Below are 16,661 nucleotides of genomic sequence, written 5' to 3'. Positions count from 1 at the left end.
CCCCCCCCCCCCCCCCCCCCCCCCCCCCCCCCCCCCCCCCCCCCCCCCCCCCCCCCCCCCCCCCCCCCCCCCCCCCCCCCCCCCCCGGGACCGGTGCAGCAGTGCGCTCGTCGAGCGCGAGCCGTCAGCGGACGGTCGAGCGGTCGGCCTCGGCGGCCCCCTTGCTCGGCCACGTCTTGGCGCCGATCACCCCGCCGACAGCCGCTGCGGCGATCGAGAGGCCCAGGCCCAGGGCAGCCCAGCCGGCGCTCGTGCGGGCGACGTCCGCAGCCTCACCAGCCGCGATGTCCGGCAGGTTGGCCTGCTGGATGCCGGCGACGTCGGTCACCAGCCCGGCGAGGGAACCGAACAGGGCGCCGCCGCCGAACAGGGTCAGGAGCACCAGCGTGACCACGGTGAGCGCCCAGACGAGGATGCCGTGCAGCAGCCCCTCGGCGAAGCCGCGCCACAGTGCGGTCGCTCCGGCGGTGAGCCCACCCAGGAAGAGGGCGATCAGGCCGTTGACCGCGCTGAGCCAGTCGGCGTTGCTCGCCCCGTCTCCAGGACCGACGTCCCACCAGCCCAGGGCCAGGGTGGCCACCTGCAGCAGCAGGAAGGTCGGCACCGCCACGACCAGGCCGGCCCAGACCGGGCCCCAGCGCACCCGGTCACGGCGGGACGACCCGCTAGTGACCACCGGGGCGTCCCGATGGGCACGGCTCCCGGGGTCGACCGCACCGGCGCGGTGAGCCCCCTCACCACTGACGCCGGCGGGCTCCGCCACCACGTCCTCGCGCGGGTTCGTCTCCGTCCGCGCACGACTCTCCGTCATCTCGATTCCTCGTTCCGCTCGGGGTCGTTGACGACTCGGATGTGCCCGCTCGGTCCGCAGCCCACCACCCCCGGCACGGAGCTGTCACCGGATCGTCATCCGCACCGGGGAACCCCGGGTCGGCGAGGGGCCGCAGAGGTGGTCGGGACCTCAGCCGACGCGGAAGAAGTCGAAGACGACGGCGTCCGGGTGCCGCACCCCCGAGCCGACGAACACGTGCGACGTGAGGACCGCCAGCCGCGGGACCTCGGTCTCGAAGCGCGGCACGGACCGGAAGTAGATGCGCGCCGGGTCGACCGGCAGCCCGTCGCGCAGCCGGGCGATGTCCTCGGCCGACCCGGTGCGCAGGCCGGTGTTCTCCACGTAGACCCGCTCCCCCCGGTCGGACTCCAGGACGTACCGGGCCTCGGCGACGGTCTCCGTCGGGGTCCGGATCACCTGGAAGTCGGCCCCGCCCGGCAGCACCCGTCCGGTCAGCAGGGGCCCGGACACGACACCGCCGGTGATCGGGATGACCCGTCGCATCCCGGCCGGCGTCGCGCCGATCTCGATCGCCGGGTCGACGGTGACCTCCAGGTGCAGCAGGTGCTCCAGAGGCGGCGGCGCGGGAGGCACGGGGTCTCCGATCGATCGAGGGCGTGGTGCCGGCGAACCGGCCGAGGGGCTACCAGAGGACACCGGGGTTGAGGATCCCCTTCGGGTCCAGGGCAGTGCGCACCCGCCGCCCGACGTCCATGACGTCGTCGTCCAGCTGGTCCAGCAGCGCTGACCGCTTGGTCCGCCCGACCCCGTGCTCGCCGGTGATGGTGCCGCCGCAGTCGAGGGCGACCCGGAGGACGGCGTCGAAGGCCTGCAGCGCGCGCTGCCGCGCCTCCTCGTCGCCGGGGCGGTGCACGATGGCCGGGTGCAGGTTGCCGTCGCCGGCGTGCGCGAAGACCGGGATCTCGACCCGGAACGTCGCGGCGATGGCCTCGATGCGCTCCATCGCGGTGGGCAGCTGGTGCACCGGCACGCAGATGTCCTCGGACAGGACGGCGCCGCGGACGTCGACGGCGTGGCCGACCGCGCGCCGCGCCTCCAGGAACATGTCCCCCTCGTCCGGGTCGTCGGTGGCGAACACGCTGGTGGCGCCGGCCGCCTCGCAGCACTCCGCCATGACGGCCAGCTCGTCGGACCGGGCGGCGCCGGGCGCGTCGGACTGGCCGACCAGCAGGGCCCCGGCGTCCCGGTCCAGGCCCATCGCCCGGAAGTCCTCGACGGCGTTGATCGACGCCGAGTCCATGAGCTCCAGCATCGACGGTCGGGCCCGTGACCCCATCGCCACCACGGCGCGGGCGGCGGCGCGGGTGTCGTCGAAGTAGGCCACGAGCGTGCCCGCCGGGTGCGGCTGCGGCACCAGCCGGAGCATCACCCGGGTGATCACCCCCAGGGTCCCCTCGCTGCCGACGAAGAGCTTGAGCAGCGGGAGCCCGGCGACGTCCTTGACGGTGCGCCCACCCAGGGTGATCAGCCGCCCGTCGGCCAGGACGACGTCGATCCCGTACACGTAGTCGGTGGTGACGCCGTACTTGACGCAGCAGATCCCTCCGGCGTTGGTCGCCACGTTCCCGCCGATCGAGGAGATCCGGAACGAGCCCGGGTCCGGCGGGTACCAGAGCCCGTGCTCGGCAGCGGCTGCCTTGACGGCGGCGTTGAGCGCCCCGGGTCCGGCGACGGCGGTGCGGTTGACCGGGTCGATCTCGATCGTGGTCATCCGCTCGGTGCTCAGCACCAGGCATCCGTCGACGGCAGTGGCACCACCGGCCAGGCTGGTGCCGGCGCCGCGGACGATCACCGGGACCCGGTGCTCGTCCGCCCACCGGACCGCGGCCTGCACGTGGGCGGCCGACTCGGCGCGCACCACGGCCACTGGCCACCCGGCGTCGGGCAACCGCGACCAGTCGTGGCGGTACCCCTCGACCACCGCCGGGTCGGTGACGACCACCCCGTCCGGGAGCGCCGTCCGCAGCAGTTCGACCGGGGCGCCCTGGGCGACCGTGTCCTCCATCCGCTCAAGCAAGCAGACGCCGGGGTCATGGGCAAGCGAGCGTTCCCGGTGCACCGGTGGATACGTCATCCGACCTAGCAGCACCTGCCGGAAACGCTCTACCGAACTGGCCCGTGCAATGGTGTCCCGGGCCACACTCGGGCCCTAGGCTCACTCCGGGGTGCAGGTGCCGTGCTCGATGCGTGCACGCCCCCGTTCGCATGCACTGCCAGACGTTTCCACCACCTGATGCACTCGAAGGGAGGATCGTGACGAGGTCGAGTCGACCCGCAGGGCCTGGCGACGCCCGGTCCTCCGGCAGCCCCACGGTCGAGGCCACGGTCGAGGCCACGGACCCGACGACGCCACCCTCGGTGGCCGACCGGTCAGCCGCGGACGCCGCGGCACCCGGCCCTGCCGGTGACCGCGCGCCCCGAGCGCGGGACGATCGGCGCAGTGAGCGGCTGCGCGACTGGGCGCTGCCCCTGCTGGGGGTGGCCATCGCCGTCGGCGTGTTCGAGCTGCTCCCCCGGATCGGCCTGATCGACCGGCGGTTCTTCCCACCGGCGTCGGAGATGTTCGGCGCGCTCTGGGACCGGGTCGCCGACGGCTCGATCTGGGAGCCGATCGGGCAGACGCTGCAGGGCTGGGGCCTGGGCCTGGGCACCGCGCTGGTGATCGCGCTGCCGCTGGGCATCGTGATCGGGTCGGTGTACCTGCTCTTCATGGCCACCCGGACGACGGTGGAGTTCCTCCGGCCGATCCCGTCCGTGGCGCTGATCCCGCTGGCCGTCCTGGTCTTCGGGGCCGGGCTGGAGAGCAAGTGGTTCCTCGCCGCCTTCGCCGCGACCTGGCCGATCCTGCTGCAGACGCTGTACGGCGTCCGGGACGTCGACCCGGTCGGCCTGGACACCGCCCGGTCCTTCGGCATCGGCGCCTTCACCCGGTTGCGGCGGGTGGTGCTGCCCAGTGCGCTGCCCTACATCGTCACCGGGATCCGCATCTCCTCGGCGGTGGCGCTGATCCTGTCGGTCACCGCAGAGCTCGTCCTCGGCGCGCCCGGCCTCGGCCAGGAGATCAACATCGCCCGGCAGAGCGGGGCCGTGCCCGGCATGTACGCCCTGATCATCACCACCGGCCTGATCGGCTGGCTGCTGAACATCGCCCTGTCCGTCATCGAGCGGCGCCTGCTGCACTGGCACGCGTCGCAGCGGGAGCGTGCCCGTTGAACGAGCCCAGCCGGCCGATCCGGATCCTCGGCATCGGCCTGGAGTTCATCGTCCCGATCGCCTTGCTGGTGGCGTGGGCGCTGGCGTCGTCGAACAGCACATCGTTCTACTTCCCGCCGCTGGTCGACATCTTCCGGGCCTTCGGCGACACCTGGTTGTTCGAGCGGGTCGGCAGCGACGTCGTGCCCAGCCTGGCGCGCATGTTCGCCGGCTACGCGATCGCCCTGGTCGCCGCGCTGGTCATCGGGGTGGCGCTGGGGCTGAACCGGACGCTCGGCCGGATGGCCGACCCCGTCGTCCAGTTCCTGCGGGCCATCCCGGCCCCGGTGCTGCTGCCCGCCGGCATCCTGCTGCTGGGCATCGGTTCGGAGATGAAGGTGGCGCTGATCGCCTTCGTCTGCGTGTGGCCGGTGCTGCTCAACACGATCGACGGCGTCGCCGGGGTCGACCCGGCACTCCGGGAAACCGCCCGCAGCTACGGGATCCCGTGGCGCGACCGGCTGTTCCGGGTGGTGCTGCCCTCGGCCTCGCCGCAGATCTTCGCCGGTGCCCGGATCAGCCTGTCGCTGGCCGTGATCATGATGGTGGTCTCGGAGATGATCGCCAGCAGCAACGGCATCGGCTACTTCGTCCTGCAGTCCCAGCGCACGTACGCCATCACCGCGATGTGGTCCGGGATCATCCTCCTGGCGATCATCGGCTACGTGCTCAACGTCCTGTTCCTGCTCGTCGAGCGCCGAGTGCTCCGCTGGCACCGCGGTGCCCGCGCCGGCGCCGGCTGACCGGAGGTCCCCACCATGTTGCGCGTCGAAGGCCTCAGGAAGGTCTACCAGGAGGGCACCAAGCGTGCCTTCGAAGCGGTTGCCGACATCACCTTCACCGTCGAGCAGCGGGAGCTGGTCTGCATCGTCGGCCCCTCGGGGGCGGGGAAGACCACGCTGCTGAAGATGATGGCCGGGCTGCTGCCGCCCAGCTCCGGCGCCGTCTACCTGGACGGCGAGGAGGTCAACGGCCCGCCCGAGAAGATGGCCCTGGTCTTCCAGGACTACTCGCGGTCGCTGTACCCCTGGATGACGGTGGAGGAGAACATCGCCTTCCCGCTCAAGCACCGCAAGCTGGAAAAGTCCGAGTCGGCGGAGCTGATCCGGGACACCCTGCAGTCGGTCGGCCTGGCCGGGGCGGGGAAGAAGTACCCCTGGCAGCTGTCGGGCGGCATGCAGCAGCGCGTGGCCATCGCGCGGGCGCTGGCCTACCAGCCGGAGATCCTGCTCATGGACGAGCCGTTCGCCTCCGTCGACGCGCAGACCCGCGCCGACCTCGAGGACCTCGTGCTGGAGCTGCGCGGGCGGTACGGCGTCACGGTCGTCTTCGTCACCCACGACATCGACGAGTCGGTGTACCTCAGCGACCGGGTGGTGGTGCTCTCGCCCTCCCCCACCCGGGTGCAGGAGATCGTCGACATCCCGCTCCCCCGGCCACGCGACCAGGTCGCCACCAAGGAGCTCGCTGACTTCGCGCACCTGCGCGCCTACGTCTGGCGCTCGATCAAGCGGCCCGAGGCCGCCGACGTCCCGGCCTGACCCTCCGGCGGCCACCTCCCCCGAGGGGCCACCCGGTGTTCCACCGACGCAACACCACCAGAAGGAGAACGATGAGCCACCGTCCGTTCACCCGTCGCGCCACCTCCACGGTCGCCGGCCTGGCCGTGGTCGCCCTCGCGGCCACCGGCTGCGGCGGCGACAGCGACAGCGATGCCTCGGGAGGCGGGGGCGAGGGCGGCGGCACGACGACCGTGCAGGTCGGCACGCTGCCCATCGCCAACGCCGCCGCCATGTACCTCGGCATGGAGCAGGGCTTCTTCGAGGACGAAGGGCTGGAGATCGAGCCGACCGTCCTGCAGACCGGCAACGACATCATCACCGGCCTGGTGTCCGGCGACTTCGACTTCGGCTTCGTCGGCTACATCTCCGCCGGCATTGCGGCCGCCCAGGGGGTGCCCGTCTGCGTGGTGACCGCCAGCGACGCCACCGGCACGAGCACCGAGGACGACTGGCAGGTGCTGGTCGCCAGCGGCGACAGCGACATCGAGAGCGCGGCGGACCTCGCCGGCAAGACGATCAGCGTCAACGGCCTGGGCGGTGTCGCCGAGGTCATGCTGAAGGCGTCGCTGGACCAGGAGGGTGTCGACTGGCGCACGGTCGAGCTGATCGAGGTGCCCTTCCCCGAGGTGCCCGCCGCGGTCGAGGCCGGCCGGATCGACGCCGGCTACACGTCCGAGCCGTTCGTCACCACCGTGCTGGACCAGGGCGGCAAGGTCGCCTTCGCCCCGCAGTCGGCCATCGCCCCGGAGTACCCGAACGGGTCGTACGCGGCGAGCCAGATGTACGTGCAGGAGAACGCCGACGTCGTCGAGCGGTTCGAGGCGGCGATGACCACCTCGCTGGACTACGCCCGGGAGAACCCGGACGCCATCCGCGAGATCATCCCGACCTACACGCAGATCTCCGAGGACGTCGCCGGGCGCATGCGGCTGCCGGTCTACCAGTCGGAGCTGCAGACCGACGCCATCGACCAGCAGATGGGGTTCATGGAGACCTACGACATCGTCGAGGACGCTCCCAGCGCCGACGAGCTCATCTGCGGCTGACCTGATCCGCGACTGACGGCCGCTGCGCCGGGCCCTGCCCGGCGCAGCGGCCGTTCGCGTGTCGGGTCCGGCGGCGCGGACGCACAACCCGGCGTGCCCCGGGAACGAACGAGGCCCTGACCGGCGATCACGCTGGTCAGGGCCTTCTTTGCTCCCCCGACTGGACTTGAACCAGTAACCCTGCGATTAACAGTCGCATGCTCTGCCAATTGAGCTACGGGGGAACGAACGGGTTGGTCGCCCGTGCGCCTGGAAGAGACTACCCCACCTGGCCGGCGGCGCCGGGAGGGGGTTCTCGGCGGGTCGCGCGGCGCGACGGCCGGTAGCGTTCCCACGACCATCCCGATCCCTGGAGGCACCCCCCGTGGCCAAGCTGTCCTTCCTCGCCGGCTTCGGTGCCGGCTACGTCCTCGGTGCACGGGCCGGCCGTGAGCGCTACGAGCAGATCCGCCGCGCCTACAACCACGCCAAGGACGACCCGCGCTTGCAGAGCGTCGCGGGCATGGCCCAGGCCCAGGCCGACGCCGCGGTGAAGTCGGTCAAAGCCGGCCTCGGGAAGGACGACACCCAGCGCTGACCCGCCCCCGGCCCGCGCTCAGCGGGTCGGGTCGTCGGCGTCCACCGCGGCGGCCAGCCGGTCCCGGGCGATCTGCCGGGCCTGCGGGTCGTCGCGGTCGGCGTCGTCGTCGAACACCACAGTCCACTCCCGTGCCGCCTGGCCGGGCACCCGGCGGGCCACCAGCAGCACCGCACCGCCGCCGGGCAGCGGGTGCCGCTGACTGGTGACCACCGTGCGGTCGACCCGGCTGCGCACCTCGGCCGGCAGCTCCCCCGCCTCGGTGAGCACGTACCGCTGCTGCGGCGCCCGGGCCTGCACACCCGGCTCGACCTCGGTGAGCGGGGTGACCAGGAAGCTGCCCCCGGCGCCCGCCGCGGTCCACCGCGCGGTGCCCACCTCGTGCCACCGGAGCACCGGCACCGCCGCCGCGTCGCCGAGCGCCAGGTCGTCCGGCACCACCCGCAGCCCGCGGCTGGTGGCCACCAGCCAGCCGCCGCTCACCAGCACACCCCAGGCGAGCACCCGCTCGTCGGCGTCCGGCGAGGCGGCGACCACCGCCCGGACCGGCTCGGGTGGGCGGGCGAACCGGGCGCGCAGCGCGCCGAGCAGCGTCACGGCGTGAGGCCGCCGGCCGCCCGCTTGCGCAGCGAGATCGCCAGCTGCTCGAGGTCCATCAGCTGCTTGAACGCCGTCATGTACTCGTCGGCGGCCTCGACCGGGTTCATCCGCTGCAGCTTGCCCTTGAGCACGGCCACCTGCCGGACTGTGGTGATCTCCTGCAGCCGGGCCATCAGGGCGTTGACGTAGGTGACGTCGTTCTCCCCCACCGACCGCATCGGCTCCACCGCCAGTGCGGTCAGCATCGCCTTCGCCGTCTCCCGGTCGCAGTGCTGCTCCACCTGCTCGACCCAGTCGGCGCCGCTGACCGTGGCCCCGGCCGCTCCCCCGGCCGCGGCGACCGCGGCGGCCACGGCGGCGTAGTCGGGGTGGGTGAAGTCGTCGGCGCGCACGGCGTCGAACTCGGGACCGGCGATCTCCGGGCACTGCAGGGCGGCCTTCACCGCTTCCCGCTCCACCTCGACCGCGACGTCGTCCGGGCTCTTGCGCGGGGTGCGCACCCGGCCCCGCTCCGGAGCGGCGCCGCCGTCGGCCAGGCGGCGCACCCGGGCGACCACCTCGCTCTCGTCGGGCAGACCGAGCAGCCCGGCGAGCCGGCGGGCGTAGGCCGGCCGCAGCGCGTGGTCCTTGATCTGGGCCAGGAGCGGCGCGGTCTTGTCCAGCGCCGCGACCCGGCCCTCCACGGTGTCCAGGTCGTACTCGGCCAGCATCGTCCGTAGCACGAACTCGATCAGCGGGGTGCGCCGGGCGATGAGGTCGCGCACCGCGGCGTCCCCGTGCGCCTGGCGCAGCTCGCACGGGTCGCGCCCCTCCTGCTCGACCGCGACGAACGTCTGCGCGACGAAGCGCTGGTCCTCCTTGAACGACTTCATCGCCGCCGCCTGGCCGGCCGCGTCGCCGTCGAAGGTGTAGACGACCTCCCCGCGGAACTCGTCCTGGTCCATCAGCAGCCGGCGCAGCACGTTGATGTGCTCGGCGCCGAAGGCCGTGCCGCAGGAGGCGACCGCGGTGGTCACGCCGGCCACGTGGCAGGCCATGACGTCGGTGTAGCCCTCGACGACGACCGCCTGGTGGTTGCGGGCGATGTCCCGCTTGGCCCGCTCGACGCCGTAGAGCACCGAGCTCTTCTTGTACAGCGGCGTCTCGGGGGTGTTGAGGTACTTCGGGCCCGGGTCGTCGTCCATCAGCTTGCGTGCGCCGAAGCCGATGACGTCGTTGGTGAGGTCGCGGATCGGCCAGATCAGCCGGCGGTGGAACCGGTCGATCAGCGTGCCACGAGAGGACTCCTTGGCCAGCCCGGCGGTGACCAGCTCGGCCTGCGTGTAGCCCAGGCCGCGCAGGTGTCGGGTGAGGACGTCCCAGCCGCCGGGGGCGTAGCCGCAGCCGAAGTCGAGGGCGACCTGCCGGTCGAAGCCACGCTCGGCGAGGAACTGCCGGGCCGGTGCTGCCTCCGGGGTCATCAGCTGCTCGGCGTAGAAGCGCGCGGCCTCGGCGTTGGCGGCGACCAGCCGGGCCCGCTGCCCGGCCGCGGCCCGGTCAGGCCCCCCGGTGGGCCGCCCGCCGTCGTCCTCGTAGTGCAGCTCGACGTTGGCCCGGCCGGCCAGCAGCTCGACGGCCTCGGTGAAGGAGAGGTGGTCGATGTCCTGGATGAACCGGATGACGTCACCGCCGGCCCCGCACCCGAAACAGTGGAACAGGTTCCGTGAGGGGGTCACGTGGAAGGACGGTGACTTCTCGTCGTGGAAGGGGCACAGCCCCTTCAGGCTGCCGCCGCCGGCGCGCTTGAGCTGCAGGTGCTCACCGACGATCTCGTCGATCTTCGCCCGTTCGCGGACCAGCGCGATGTCGGCGGCCCGGATGCGTCCGCGACCGGCCATGGCTCGTCCTCCCTCTCAGCCGATGCCCGGGGCGCCGGCGACGCTCTCACCGGTCGCGCGGTAGAGCAGGTACGCGGCGGTCTCCCGGAGGATGTAACGGAACTGCGTGGTGCGGGTCTGCACCGCGGGGCCCTGGCGGGTGGGCGAGCTGGTGGCGTCCATACCGGCGTCCTCCGCCATCCGCTCGGCTCGCATCGCGTGCCACGGGTCGCTGACCAGGACGGCGGTGTTCCAGCCGCGTTCGGCGAACTCCGCGGCGACCGCGCGGACGCTCTGCAGCGTGTCGGCGCCCTCCTGCACGGCCAGCAGCGCCTCGCGGGGGACGCCCGTCCCGGCGAGGTAGTCGCGACCGGCCTCGGCCTCGGAGAACTCGTCGCCCTCGGCCCGGCCGCCCACGGTCACGACCACCGGAGCCACGCCCTGCTCGTACAGCTCACGGGCGTGCTCCAGCCGCGCCTCGAAGATGGAGGACGGGACGCCGTTGTACTGCGCCGAACCGAGCACCACGATCGCGTCGGAGGCCGGGCGGGCGTCCTGCCGGGCGGTCCACCAGATCGCCAGCGCCGTCGAGCCGACCAGCAGCACCGACGCCGCCACCGCGGCCCCGACCACCCGGACGGCCAGCCGGCCCGCGAACGCTGCCACGCGTCATGGGTACCACGCGGCGCTGACAGCGGTGGGGCTGGTGGGTGGGCGGCTCGCCGGTCAGTCGAGCGCCCGGTTGCCGCAGACCTTCGTGCCGCCCTCGGGGACGACGGTGAGCTGGGTCCGGGATACCGAGCCGTCGTCGTCCCAGCGGACGTCGACCCGCTGCACCGGCATGCCGTCGACCACGTCCGCGGTGGTGCCGGTGACCTCCGGGGTGCCCGGCCGGACGTAGTCCTCGGCCAGGTCCGGGGCGAGCACCCGGGCCCGCACGTCGTCGCAGACCAGGTCGTAGGCGGTGCCGAGGTCACCGGCGCTGAGGGCGCGCACGAAGACCGTCGCGACCTCCTCGGCCTGGTCCTCCGGTGAGCCCTTGAACACGCCCATCGCGGCGACCATGCCGACCGCCACCACCAGGGTGCCGATGAGCAACCCCAGCAGCAGGCCGGTGCGCCGGCGCGGGGTGCCGGTGTGCAGCGGCGCCGGACCGTCGTCGTAGAGGAAGGGGCCGGTGGTCATCCGCCGCTCACCGTCAGCTCCGCGCCGGACGGCGGGGTCGGGTCGTCGCGGTCGGCCAGCCAGCCCTCCGGCAGCGCCACCGGCCGCGGCGGGGTGGTGCGCCCGCGCGGGGCACCCAGCACCGCCTCCGGGTAGGGCTGGTCGGCGATCCGGCCGAGCAGCTCGGCCAGCTCGTCCAGGCTGCTGACCATCGCCAGCGCCCGGCGGACGTCGGAGCCCACGCTGAACCCCTTGAGGTACCAGGCGACGTGCTTGCGGAAGTCGGTGCAGCCCCACAGCTCGCCCTGGTCCTCCGCCAGCAGCGTGGCGTGCCGGTGCATGACCGCGGCCACCTCGCGCAGCGTCGGCAGCGTGCGCCGCGACGAGCCGGCGAAGGCCGCGGCCAGGTCGCCGAACAGCCACGGCCGGCCCAGGCAGCCCCGCCCGACCACCACGCCGGCGCACCCGGTCTCGGCGACCATGTGCAGCGCGTCGTCGGCCTCCCACAGGTCGCCGTTGCCCAGCACCGGGATCTCGACGGTCTCCACCAGCCGGGCGATCGGCGCCCAGTCGGCGGTGCCGCTGTAGAGCTGGTCGGCGGTTCGGCCGTGCAACGTGATCCCCGCCGCGCCCTCGTCCTGGGCGATCCGCCCGGCGTCGAGGTAGGTGACGTGGTCGGCGTCGATCCCGATGCGGGTCTTCACCGTCACCGGTACGTCGCGGGCGGCGGTGACGGCGGCCCGGACGATGTTCCGGAACAGGGTGCGGCGCCACGGCAGCGCCGAGCCGCCGCCCTTGCGGGTCACCTTGGGCACCGGGCAGCCGAAGTTGAGGTCGATGTGCGCCGGGCGGGTGCCGGCCACGTTCTCGTCGACCAGCATCTCCACCGCCCGCCCGACGGTGGCCGGGTCGACGCCGTAGAGCTGGACGCTGAACGCGTCGGCCTCACCGGGCGCGGCCTGGACCATCTGCAGCGTCTTCGCGCTGCGCTCGACCAGCGCCCGGGTGGTGATCATCTCGCAGACGTAGAGCCCTGCCCCGAACTCGCGGCACAGCGTGCGGAAGGCCGGGTTGGTGATCCCGGCCATCGGCGCGAGCACCACGGCGGGGTCGACGGTCAGCGACCCGAGCTGCAGCGCCGGCAGCGCCGTCGTCCGCTCGAGGGTGCTGGTCACGCACTCCAGGGTAGGTGGCCCGGCGGTGTGCCCGTGGTCACGGCTCGTGAGCCTGGTCGGTCAGCCCTCGTCGCTGGCGCGGGTCGACCCGGTCCACCTGACGTTGAGCCGTACCAGGGCAGGGCTCAACGTCAGCCCGGTCGGGTCAACCCGCCCGGCGGTACCGGATCACCGTGCGAGGCGCCCCCCACCGTCCCCGGCTGGCGCCCCCGTCCACAGCTCGCCCTGGTGGGCAGCCCCCGGTCACCGGACCCGGCCACGCTGCCCCGGTGACCGTCCCCCTCCCCGTTCCACTCGCCGTGGCCGAGCCCGGGCGCCGCCGGCTCGGGCTTTTCACCACGGCCGAGGTCGCCGCGGCCGGCATCGGCGAGCGCGAGGTCCGGACGGCGGTGCGGTCCGGTACGTGGGTCCGCTTGCGCACCGGCGTCTTCGTGACCGCGCGCGACCTCGCCGAGGTGGAGCGGACGGGACGGCGCCCCGGGCTCGACGCGCTGGCCGTCACCGCCGGCCTGGCCCGGCCGTCCGCCGTCCTCGGTGGTGCGACGGCCGCGTGGGTCTGGGGCCTGCCGCGCCCCCGGAACACCCCGGCCACCGTGCACCTGACCGACCCGCACCACTGGCGCCGCGGGCGCGGGTGGTTGATGACCCGGGCGGAGCTGCCGGTCGACGAGGTCACCGCGCGGGGCGCCTACCGGCTCACGACCGCGGCGCGCACCGTCGTCGACCTCGCCCGGACCTGGCCGGAGACGGATGCCGTGGCCGCCGTCGACGCCGCCCTGCTGCGCGGGCTCACGACGCGCGAGGAGCTGGGCCGCGTGCTGGCGAGGCAGGCGTGCGTGCCCGGCGTGCCGCGGAGCGTGCGGGCCGTCGCGCTCGCCGACGGCCGAGCCGAGTCGTGGCTGGAGACCCATGGCCGGCTGACCTTCGCCGCACTCGACCTGCCACCGTTCATCCCGCAGGTGGAGCTGCGGGTCGACGGCAGGCTGGTGAAGGTCGTCGACGGCTGGTACCCCGAGCACGCCCTGGCCATCGAGTTCGACGGCCAGGTGAAGTACCGGGATCCGTCGTTCGGGCGGACGCCGGAGGAAGAACTCTGGCGGGAGAAGCGGGCCGAGGACCAGCTCCGGTCATGGGGCGTTCGCTTCGTCCGGATCGCCGCCGTCGACCTGGGCAGCCGGCGCCTGGAGCTGGAGCGCCTCGTGCGCCGCTCGCTGTCCGCGTCCGGGCCGGCGACCCGGGAGTGGACGGAGGTGCCCCGATCGGAGGGCCGGCACCGGGGGCAGTCCGACGGGGACGACGGCTGACTGGTCCGAGCCGACGACCTCGTCGGAGCGGGTTGACCCGGGCGGCCTGACGTTGAGCCGTGCTGTGACACGGCTCAACGTCAGGTCAGCCGGGTTGACCCGGGAACGCCCGCCAAGGAGCCCGGGCCTCAGCAGTCCAGCCCGGGCGTCAGCAGCCGGGGAGGCGGGCGCCGAGGTAGGCGACGACCTGGTCCAGGGCCACCCGCTCCTGGGTCATCGCGTCGCGCTCCCGGATGGTCACCGCGTCGTCCTCGAGGGTGTCGAAGTCGACGGTGATGCAGAACGGGGTGCCGACCTCGTCCTGCCGGCGGTAGCGCCGGCCGATGGCACCGGCGTCGTCGAAGTCCACGTTCCAGTTCTTCCGCAGCTCGGCGGCGAGGTCGCGGGCCTTGGGCGAGAGGTCGGCGTTGCGCGACAGCGGCAGGACGGCGGCCTTCACCGGCGCCAGCCGCGGGTCGAGCTTGAGCACCGTGCGGGTGTCGATGCCGCCCTTGGCGTTGGGCGCCTCGTCCTCGGTGTAGGCGTCGACCAGGAACGCCATCAGCGAGCGGGTGAGGCCGGCGGCCGGCTCGATGACGTACGGCGTCCACCGTTCGTTGGAGGCCTGGTCGAAGTAGGACAGGTCCGAGCCGGAGTGCTCCGAGTGGGTCCTCAGGTCGAAGTCGGTGCGGTTGGCGATGCCCTCCAGCTCGCCCCACTCCGAGCCCTGGAAACCGAACCGGTACTCGATGTCGACGGTGCGCGTCGAGTAGTGGCTCAGCTTCTCCTTCGGGTGCTCGTAGTGCCGCAGGTTCGCCGGGTCGATGCCCAGGTCGGTGTACCAGCGGGTGCGCTCGTCGATCCAGTACTGGTGCCACTCGGCGTCGGTGCCGGGCTGGACGAAGAACTCCATCTCCATCTGCTCGAACTCACGGGTGCGGAAGATGAAGTTGCCCGGGGTGATCTCGTTGCGGAAGGACTTGCCGATCTGGCCGATGCCGAACGGCGGCTTCTTCCGGGACGCGCCCATGACGTTGGCGAAGCTGACGAAGATGCCCTGCGCGGTCTCCGGGCGCAGGTAGTGCAGCCCCGACTCGTCCTCGACCGGGCCGAGGTACGTCTTGAGCATCATGTTGAAGTCGCGCGGCTCGGTCCAGGAGCCGGTGACCCCGCAGTTGGGGCAGGTGATGTCGGCCAGGCCGTTCGCCGGCGTCCGGCCCTTCTTCTCCTCGTAGGCCTCCTCCAGGTGGTCGGCCCGGAACCGCTTGTGGCAGTTCTGGCACTCGGTCAGCGGGTCGGTGAACACGCCGACGTGACCGGAGGCGACCCACACCTGGCGGGGCAGGATGACCGAGGAGTCCAGGCCGACGACGTCGTCACGGCCCTGGACGACGGTGCGCCACCACTGCTTCTTGATGTTCTCCTTGAGTTCCACACCCAGCGGCCCGTAGTCCCAGGCGGAGCGGGTGCCGCCGTAGATCTCCCCGGACGGGAAGACGATCCCCCGGCGCTTGCAGAGGTTGACCACCTTGTCCAGGCGGGCGGGGTCGGCGGTACGGGGGGACTGGGCGTCGCTGGGCACGAGGGCTCCATCCGGCTGGCGGTCGGCGGGGTTGACCTCCCAACGCTAGTCGCCACTCCGAGCCGACCTCCGGGCGGTGACCACCCGACTTTGCATGTCCATACATAACTGTGCATACTCTTACCCGTGTCCAAGGTGCTCACCTCCCTGCCCGTCGGCGACCGCGTCGGGATCGCCTTCTCCGGCGGCCTCGACACCTCCGTGGCGGTCGCGTGGATGCGTGACAAGGGCGCCGTCCCCTGCACCTACACCGCCGACATCGGCCAGGCCGACGAGCCCGACATCGGCTCGGTGCCCGGCCGCGCCGCTGCCTACGGCGCGGAGATCGCCCGGCTGGTCGACTGCAAGGCCGCGCTGGTCGAGGAGGGCCTGGCCGCGCTCACCTGCGGCGCGTTCCACATCCGCTCCGGTGGCCGCAGCTACTTCAACACCACCCCGCTGGGCCGCGCGGTCACCGGCACCCTGCTGGTGCGCGCGATGCTCGAGGACGACGTCCAGATCTGGGGCGACGGCTCCACCTACAAGGGCAACGACATCGAGCGGTTCTACCGCTACGGCCTGCTGGCCAACCCCGGGCTGCGCATCTACAAGCCCTGGCTGGACGCCGACTTCGTCACCGAGCTCGGTGGCCGCAAGGAGATGTCGGAGTGGCTGGTCGCCCACGGCCTCCCCTACCGGGACAGCGCCGAGAAGGCCTACTCCACCGACGCCAACATCTGGGGCGCCACCCACGAGGCCAAGACCCTGGAGCACCTGGACACCGGCATCGAGACCGTCGAGCCGATCATGGGCGTGAAGTTCTGGGACCCGGCGGTGGAGATCGCCACCGAGGACGTCACGGTCGGCTTCGAGTACGGCCGCCCGGTCAGCATCAACGGCAAGGAGTTCGCCTCCGCCGTCGACCTGGTTCTGGAGGCCAACGCCATCGGCGGCCGGCACGGGCTGGGGATGTCCGACCAGATCGAGAACCGGATCATCGAGGCCAAGAGCCGCGGCATCTACGAGGCCCCGGGCATGGCGCTGCTGCACATCGCCTACGAGCGGCTGGTCAACGCGATCCACAACGAGGACACGCTGGCCACCTACCACAGCGAGGGCCGACGGCTGGGCCGGCTGATGTACGAGGGCCGCTGGCTGGACCCGCAGGCGATGATGCTGCGCGAGTCCCTGCAGCGGTGGGTCGGCATGGCCGTCACCGGCGAGGTGACCCTGCGGCTGCGGCGTGGCGAGGACTACTCGGTGCTGGACACCTCCGGCCCGGCGTTCAGCTACCACCCGGACAAGCTCTCCATGGAGCGGACGGTCGACTCCGCGTTCGGCCCGGTCGACCGGATCGGCCAGCTGACCATGCGGAACCTCGACATCGCCGACTCCCGCGCCAAGCTCGAGCAGTACGCCCGGATGGGGATGGTCGGCGGCGCCACCCCGACGTCGATCGGTGCGGCGCAGGCGGCGTCCACCGGGCTGATCGACGCCTCGCAGGAGGGCGGCGCGGAGGCGATCGCCTCGCGCGGCCAGGTCTCCCCGAACGACGAGCTGCTCGACCGGGCGGCGATGGAGTCCGGTACCGACTGAGCGGGCCCCTCGGTACCGGATCCGAAACATGCCCGGATCGGGTGGAAACGGCAGGTGGGCCTGCCGATGACGACGGCGGAGGCGACCCGCGCGCACGCGCTGGTCCCCCGCCCCGTCCGCGCGAGAGGCCCGCCCA

16 protein-coding genes and 1 tRNA gene are annotated in these 16,661 nt (G+C 72.8%); 7 read left to right on the top strand and 10 right to left on the bottom strand.

The annotated features are described in order from the left end of the window. Nucleotides 1-124: 124 nt before the first annotated feature. The 3 genes from ACI783_RS12695 to ACI783_RS12685 all read right to left on the bottom strand — a co-directional run bounded on the left by ACI783_RS12695 (nt 125) and on the right by ACI783_RS12685 (nt 2,858). Nucleotides 125-811, bottom strand: coding sequence for a permease (locus ACI783_RS12695; RefSeq protein ID WP_457140763.1), 687 nt, complete (start codon nt 809-811; stop codon nt 125-127). 150 nt (nt 812-961) lie between these two features. After that, nucleotides 962-1,426: a DUF3237 domain-containing protein gene (locus ACI783_RS12690; protein ID WP_457140762.1), complete on the bottom strand. Its 465-nt coding sequence runs from the start codon at nt 1,424-1,426 to the stop codon at nt 962-964. A gap of 49 nt (nt 1,427-1,475) precedes the next feature. Continuing rightward, nucleotides 1,476-2,858: an FAD-binding oxidoreductase gene (locus tag ACI783_RS12685; protein WP_457140761.1), complete on the bottom strand. Its 1,383-nt coding sequence runs from the start codon at nt 2,856-2,858 to the stop codon at nt 1,476-1,478. Nucleotides 2,859-3,211: 353 nt separating this feature from the next. On the opposite strand from ACI783_RS12685, the gene ACI783_RS12680 reads away from it, so the two are divergent. The 4 genes from ACI783_RS12680 (at nt 3,212) to ACI783_RS12665 (ending at nt 6,713) form a co-directional block, all read left to right on the top strand. Beyond that, a complete protein-coding gene (locus tag ACI783_RS12680) occupies nt 3,212-4,066 on the top strand; it encodes an ABC transporter permease (protein WP_457140760.1) in 855 nt (284 codons plus the stop codon). Next, the gene (locus tag ACI783_RS12675; RefSeq protein WP_457084847.1) at nt 4,063-4,848 is read left to right on the top strand and encodes an ABC transporter permease; all 786 of its coding nucleotides are present in this window, start codon (nt 4,063-4,065) and stop codon (nt 4,846-4,848) included. The genes ACI783_RS12680 and ACI783_RS12675 overlap by 4 nt, the downstream gene beginning before the upstream one ends. A gap of 15 nt (nt 4,849-4,863) precedes the next feature. After that, on the top strand, nt 4,864-5,646 hold the full coding sequence (locus ACI783_RS12670) for an ABC transporter ATP-binding protein (protein WP_457084848.1): 783 nt from the start codon (nt 4,864-4,866) through the stop codon (nt 5,644-5,646). 71 nt (nt 5,647-5,717) lie between these two features. Next, nucleotides 5,718-6,713, top strand: a complete 996-nt coding sequence (locus tag ACI783_RS12665) for an ABC transporter substrate-binding protein (protein ID WP_457140759.1) — start codon at nt 5,718-5,720, stop codon at nt 6,711-6,713. A gap of 151 nt (nt 6,714-6,864) precedes the next feature. Here ACI783_RS12665 and ACI783_RS12660 read toward each other — a convergent pair. Then, nucleotides 6,865-6,937 (bottom strand) — tRNA-Asn (locus tag ACI783_RS12660). Nucleotides 6,938-7,077: 140 nt separating this feature from the next. Between ACI783_RS12660 and ACI783_RS12655 the strand changes: the two genes are divergently transcribed. Continuing rightward, nucleotides 7,078-7,290 (top strand): hypothetical protein, encoded by a 213-nt coding sequence (locus ACI783_RS12655; RefSeq protein ID WP_457140758.1) that lies wholly within the window; start codon nt 7,078-7,080, stop codon nt 7,288-7,290. Nucleotides 7,291-7,308: 18 nt separating this feature from the next. Here the strand turns inward: ACI783_RS12655 and ACI783_RS12650 are convergent, their stop codons facing one another. The 5 genes from ACI783_RS12650 to dusB are packed head-to-tail and all read right to left on the bottom strand — an operon-like array spanning nt 7,309 to nt 12,085. Beyond that, nucleotides 7,309-7,887 (bottom strand): hypothetical protein, encoded by a 579-nt coding sequence (locus ACI783_RS12650; protein ID WP_457140757.1) that lies wholly within the window; start codon nt 7,885-7,887, stop codon nt 7,309-7,311. Beyond that, nucleotides 7,884-9,767: a DNA primase gene (gene dnaG, locus ACI783_RS12645; protein WP_457140756.1), complete on the bottom strand. Its 1,884-nt coding sequence runs from the start codon at nt 9,765-9,767 to the stop codon at nt 7,884-7,886. The genes ACI783_RS12650 and dnaG overlap by 4 nt, the downstream gene beginning before the upstream one ends. A 15-nt stretch (nt 9,768-9,782) precedes the next feature. Beyond that, nucleotides 9,783-10,412, bottom strand: coding sequence for a YdcF family protein (locus ACI783_RS12640; RefSeq protein WP_457140755.1), 630 nt, complete (start codon nt 10,410-10,412; stop codon nt 9,783-9,785). Between the two features lie 60 nt (nt 10,413-10,472). After that, nucleotides 10,473-10,931, bottom strand: a complete 459-nt coding sequence (locus ACI783_RS12635) for an Rv0361 family membrane protein (RefSeq protein WP_457140754.1) — start codon at nt 10,929-10,931, stop codon at nt 10,473-10,475. Further along, nucleotides 10,928-12,085 carry a tRNA dihydrouridine synthase DusB gene (gene dusB, locus ACI783_RS12630; RefSeq protein ID WP_457140753.1) on the bottom strand — a complete coding sequence of 386 codons (1,158 nt, stop codon included), beginning with the start codon at nt 12,083-12,085 and terminating at the stop codon, nt 10,928-10,930. Before dusB ends, ACI783_RS12635 begins: the two co-directional genes overlap by 4 nt. Nucleotides 12,086-12,354: 269 nt before the next feature. On the opposite strand from dusB, the gene ACI783_RS12625 reads away from it, so the two are divergent. Next, nucleotides 12,355-13,389, top strand: a complete 1,035-nt coding sequence (locus ACI783_RS12625) for a type IV toxin-antitoxin system AbiEi family antitoxin domain-containing protein (RefSeq protein WP_457140752.1) — start codon at nt 12,355-12,357, stop codon at nt 13,387-13,389. Nucleotides 13,390-13,537: 148 nt separating this feature from the next. Here the strand turns inward: ACI783_RS12625 and ACI783_RS12620 are convergent, their stop codons facing one another. Next, nucleotides 13,538-14,950 (bottom strand): glycine--tRNA ligase, encoded by a 1,413-nt coding sequence (locus ACI783_RS12620; RefSeq protein WP_457140751.1) that lies wholly within the window; start codon nt 14,948-14,950, stop codon nt 13,538-13,540. 126 nt (nt 14,951-15,076) lie between these two features. On the opposite strand from ACI783_RS12620, the gene argG reads away from it, so the two are divergent. Continuing rightward, on the top strand, nt 15,077-16,525 hold the full coding sequence (argG, locus tag ACI783_RS12615; RefSeq protein WP_457140750.1) for an argininosuccinate synthase: 1,449 nt from the start codon (nt 15,077-15,079) through the stop codon (nt 16,523-16,525). Nucleotides 16,526-16,661: the final 136 nt, after the last annotated feature.

The sequence above is a fragment of the Modestobacter sp. SYSU DS0511 genome (assembly GCF_054050755.1).
Note: the sequence above shows the minus strand (reverse complement) of the source record. Positions and strands in the feature narration are given on the sequence as shown.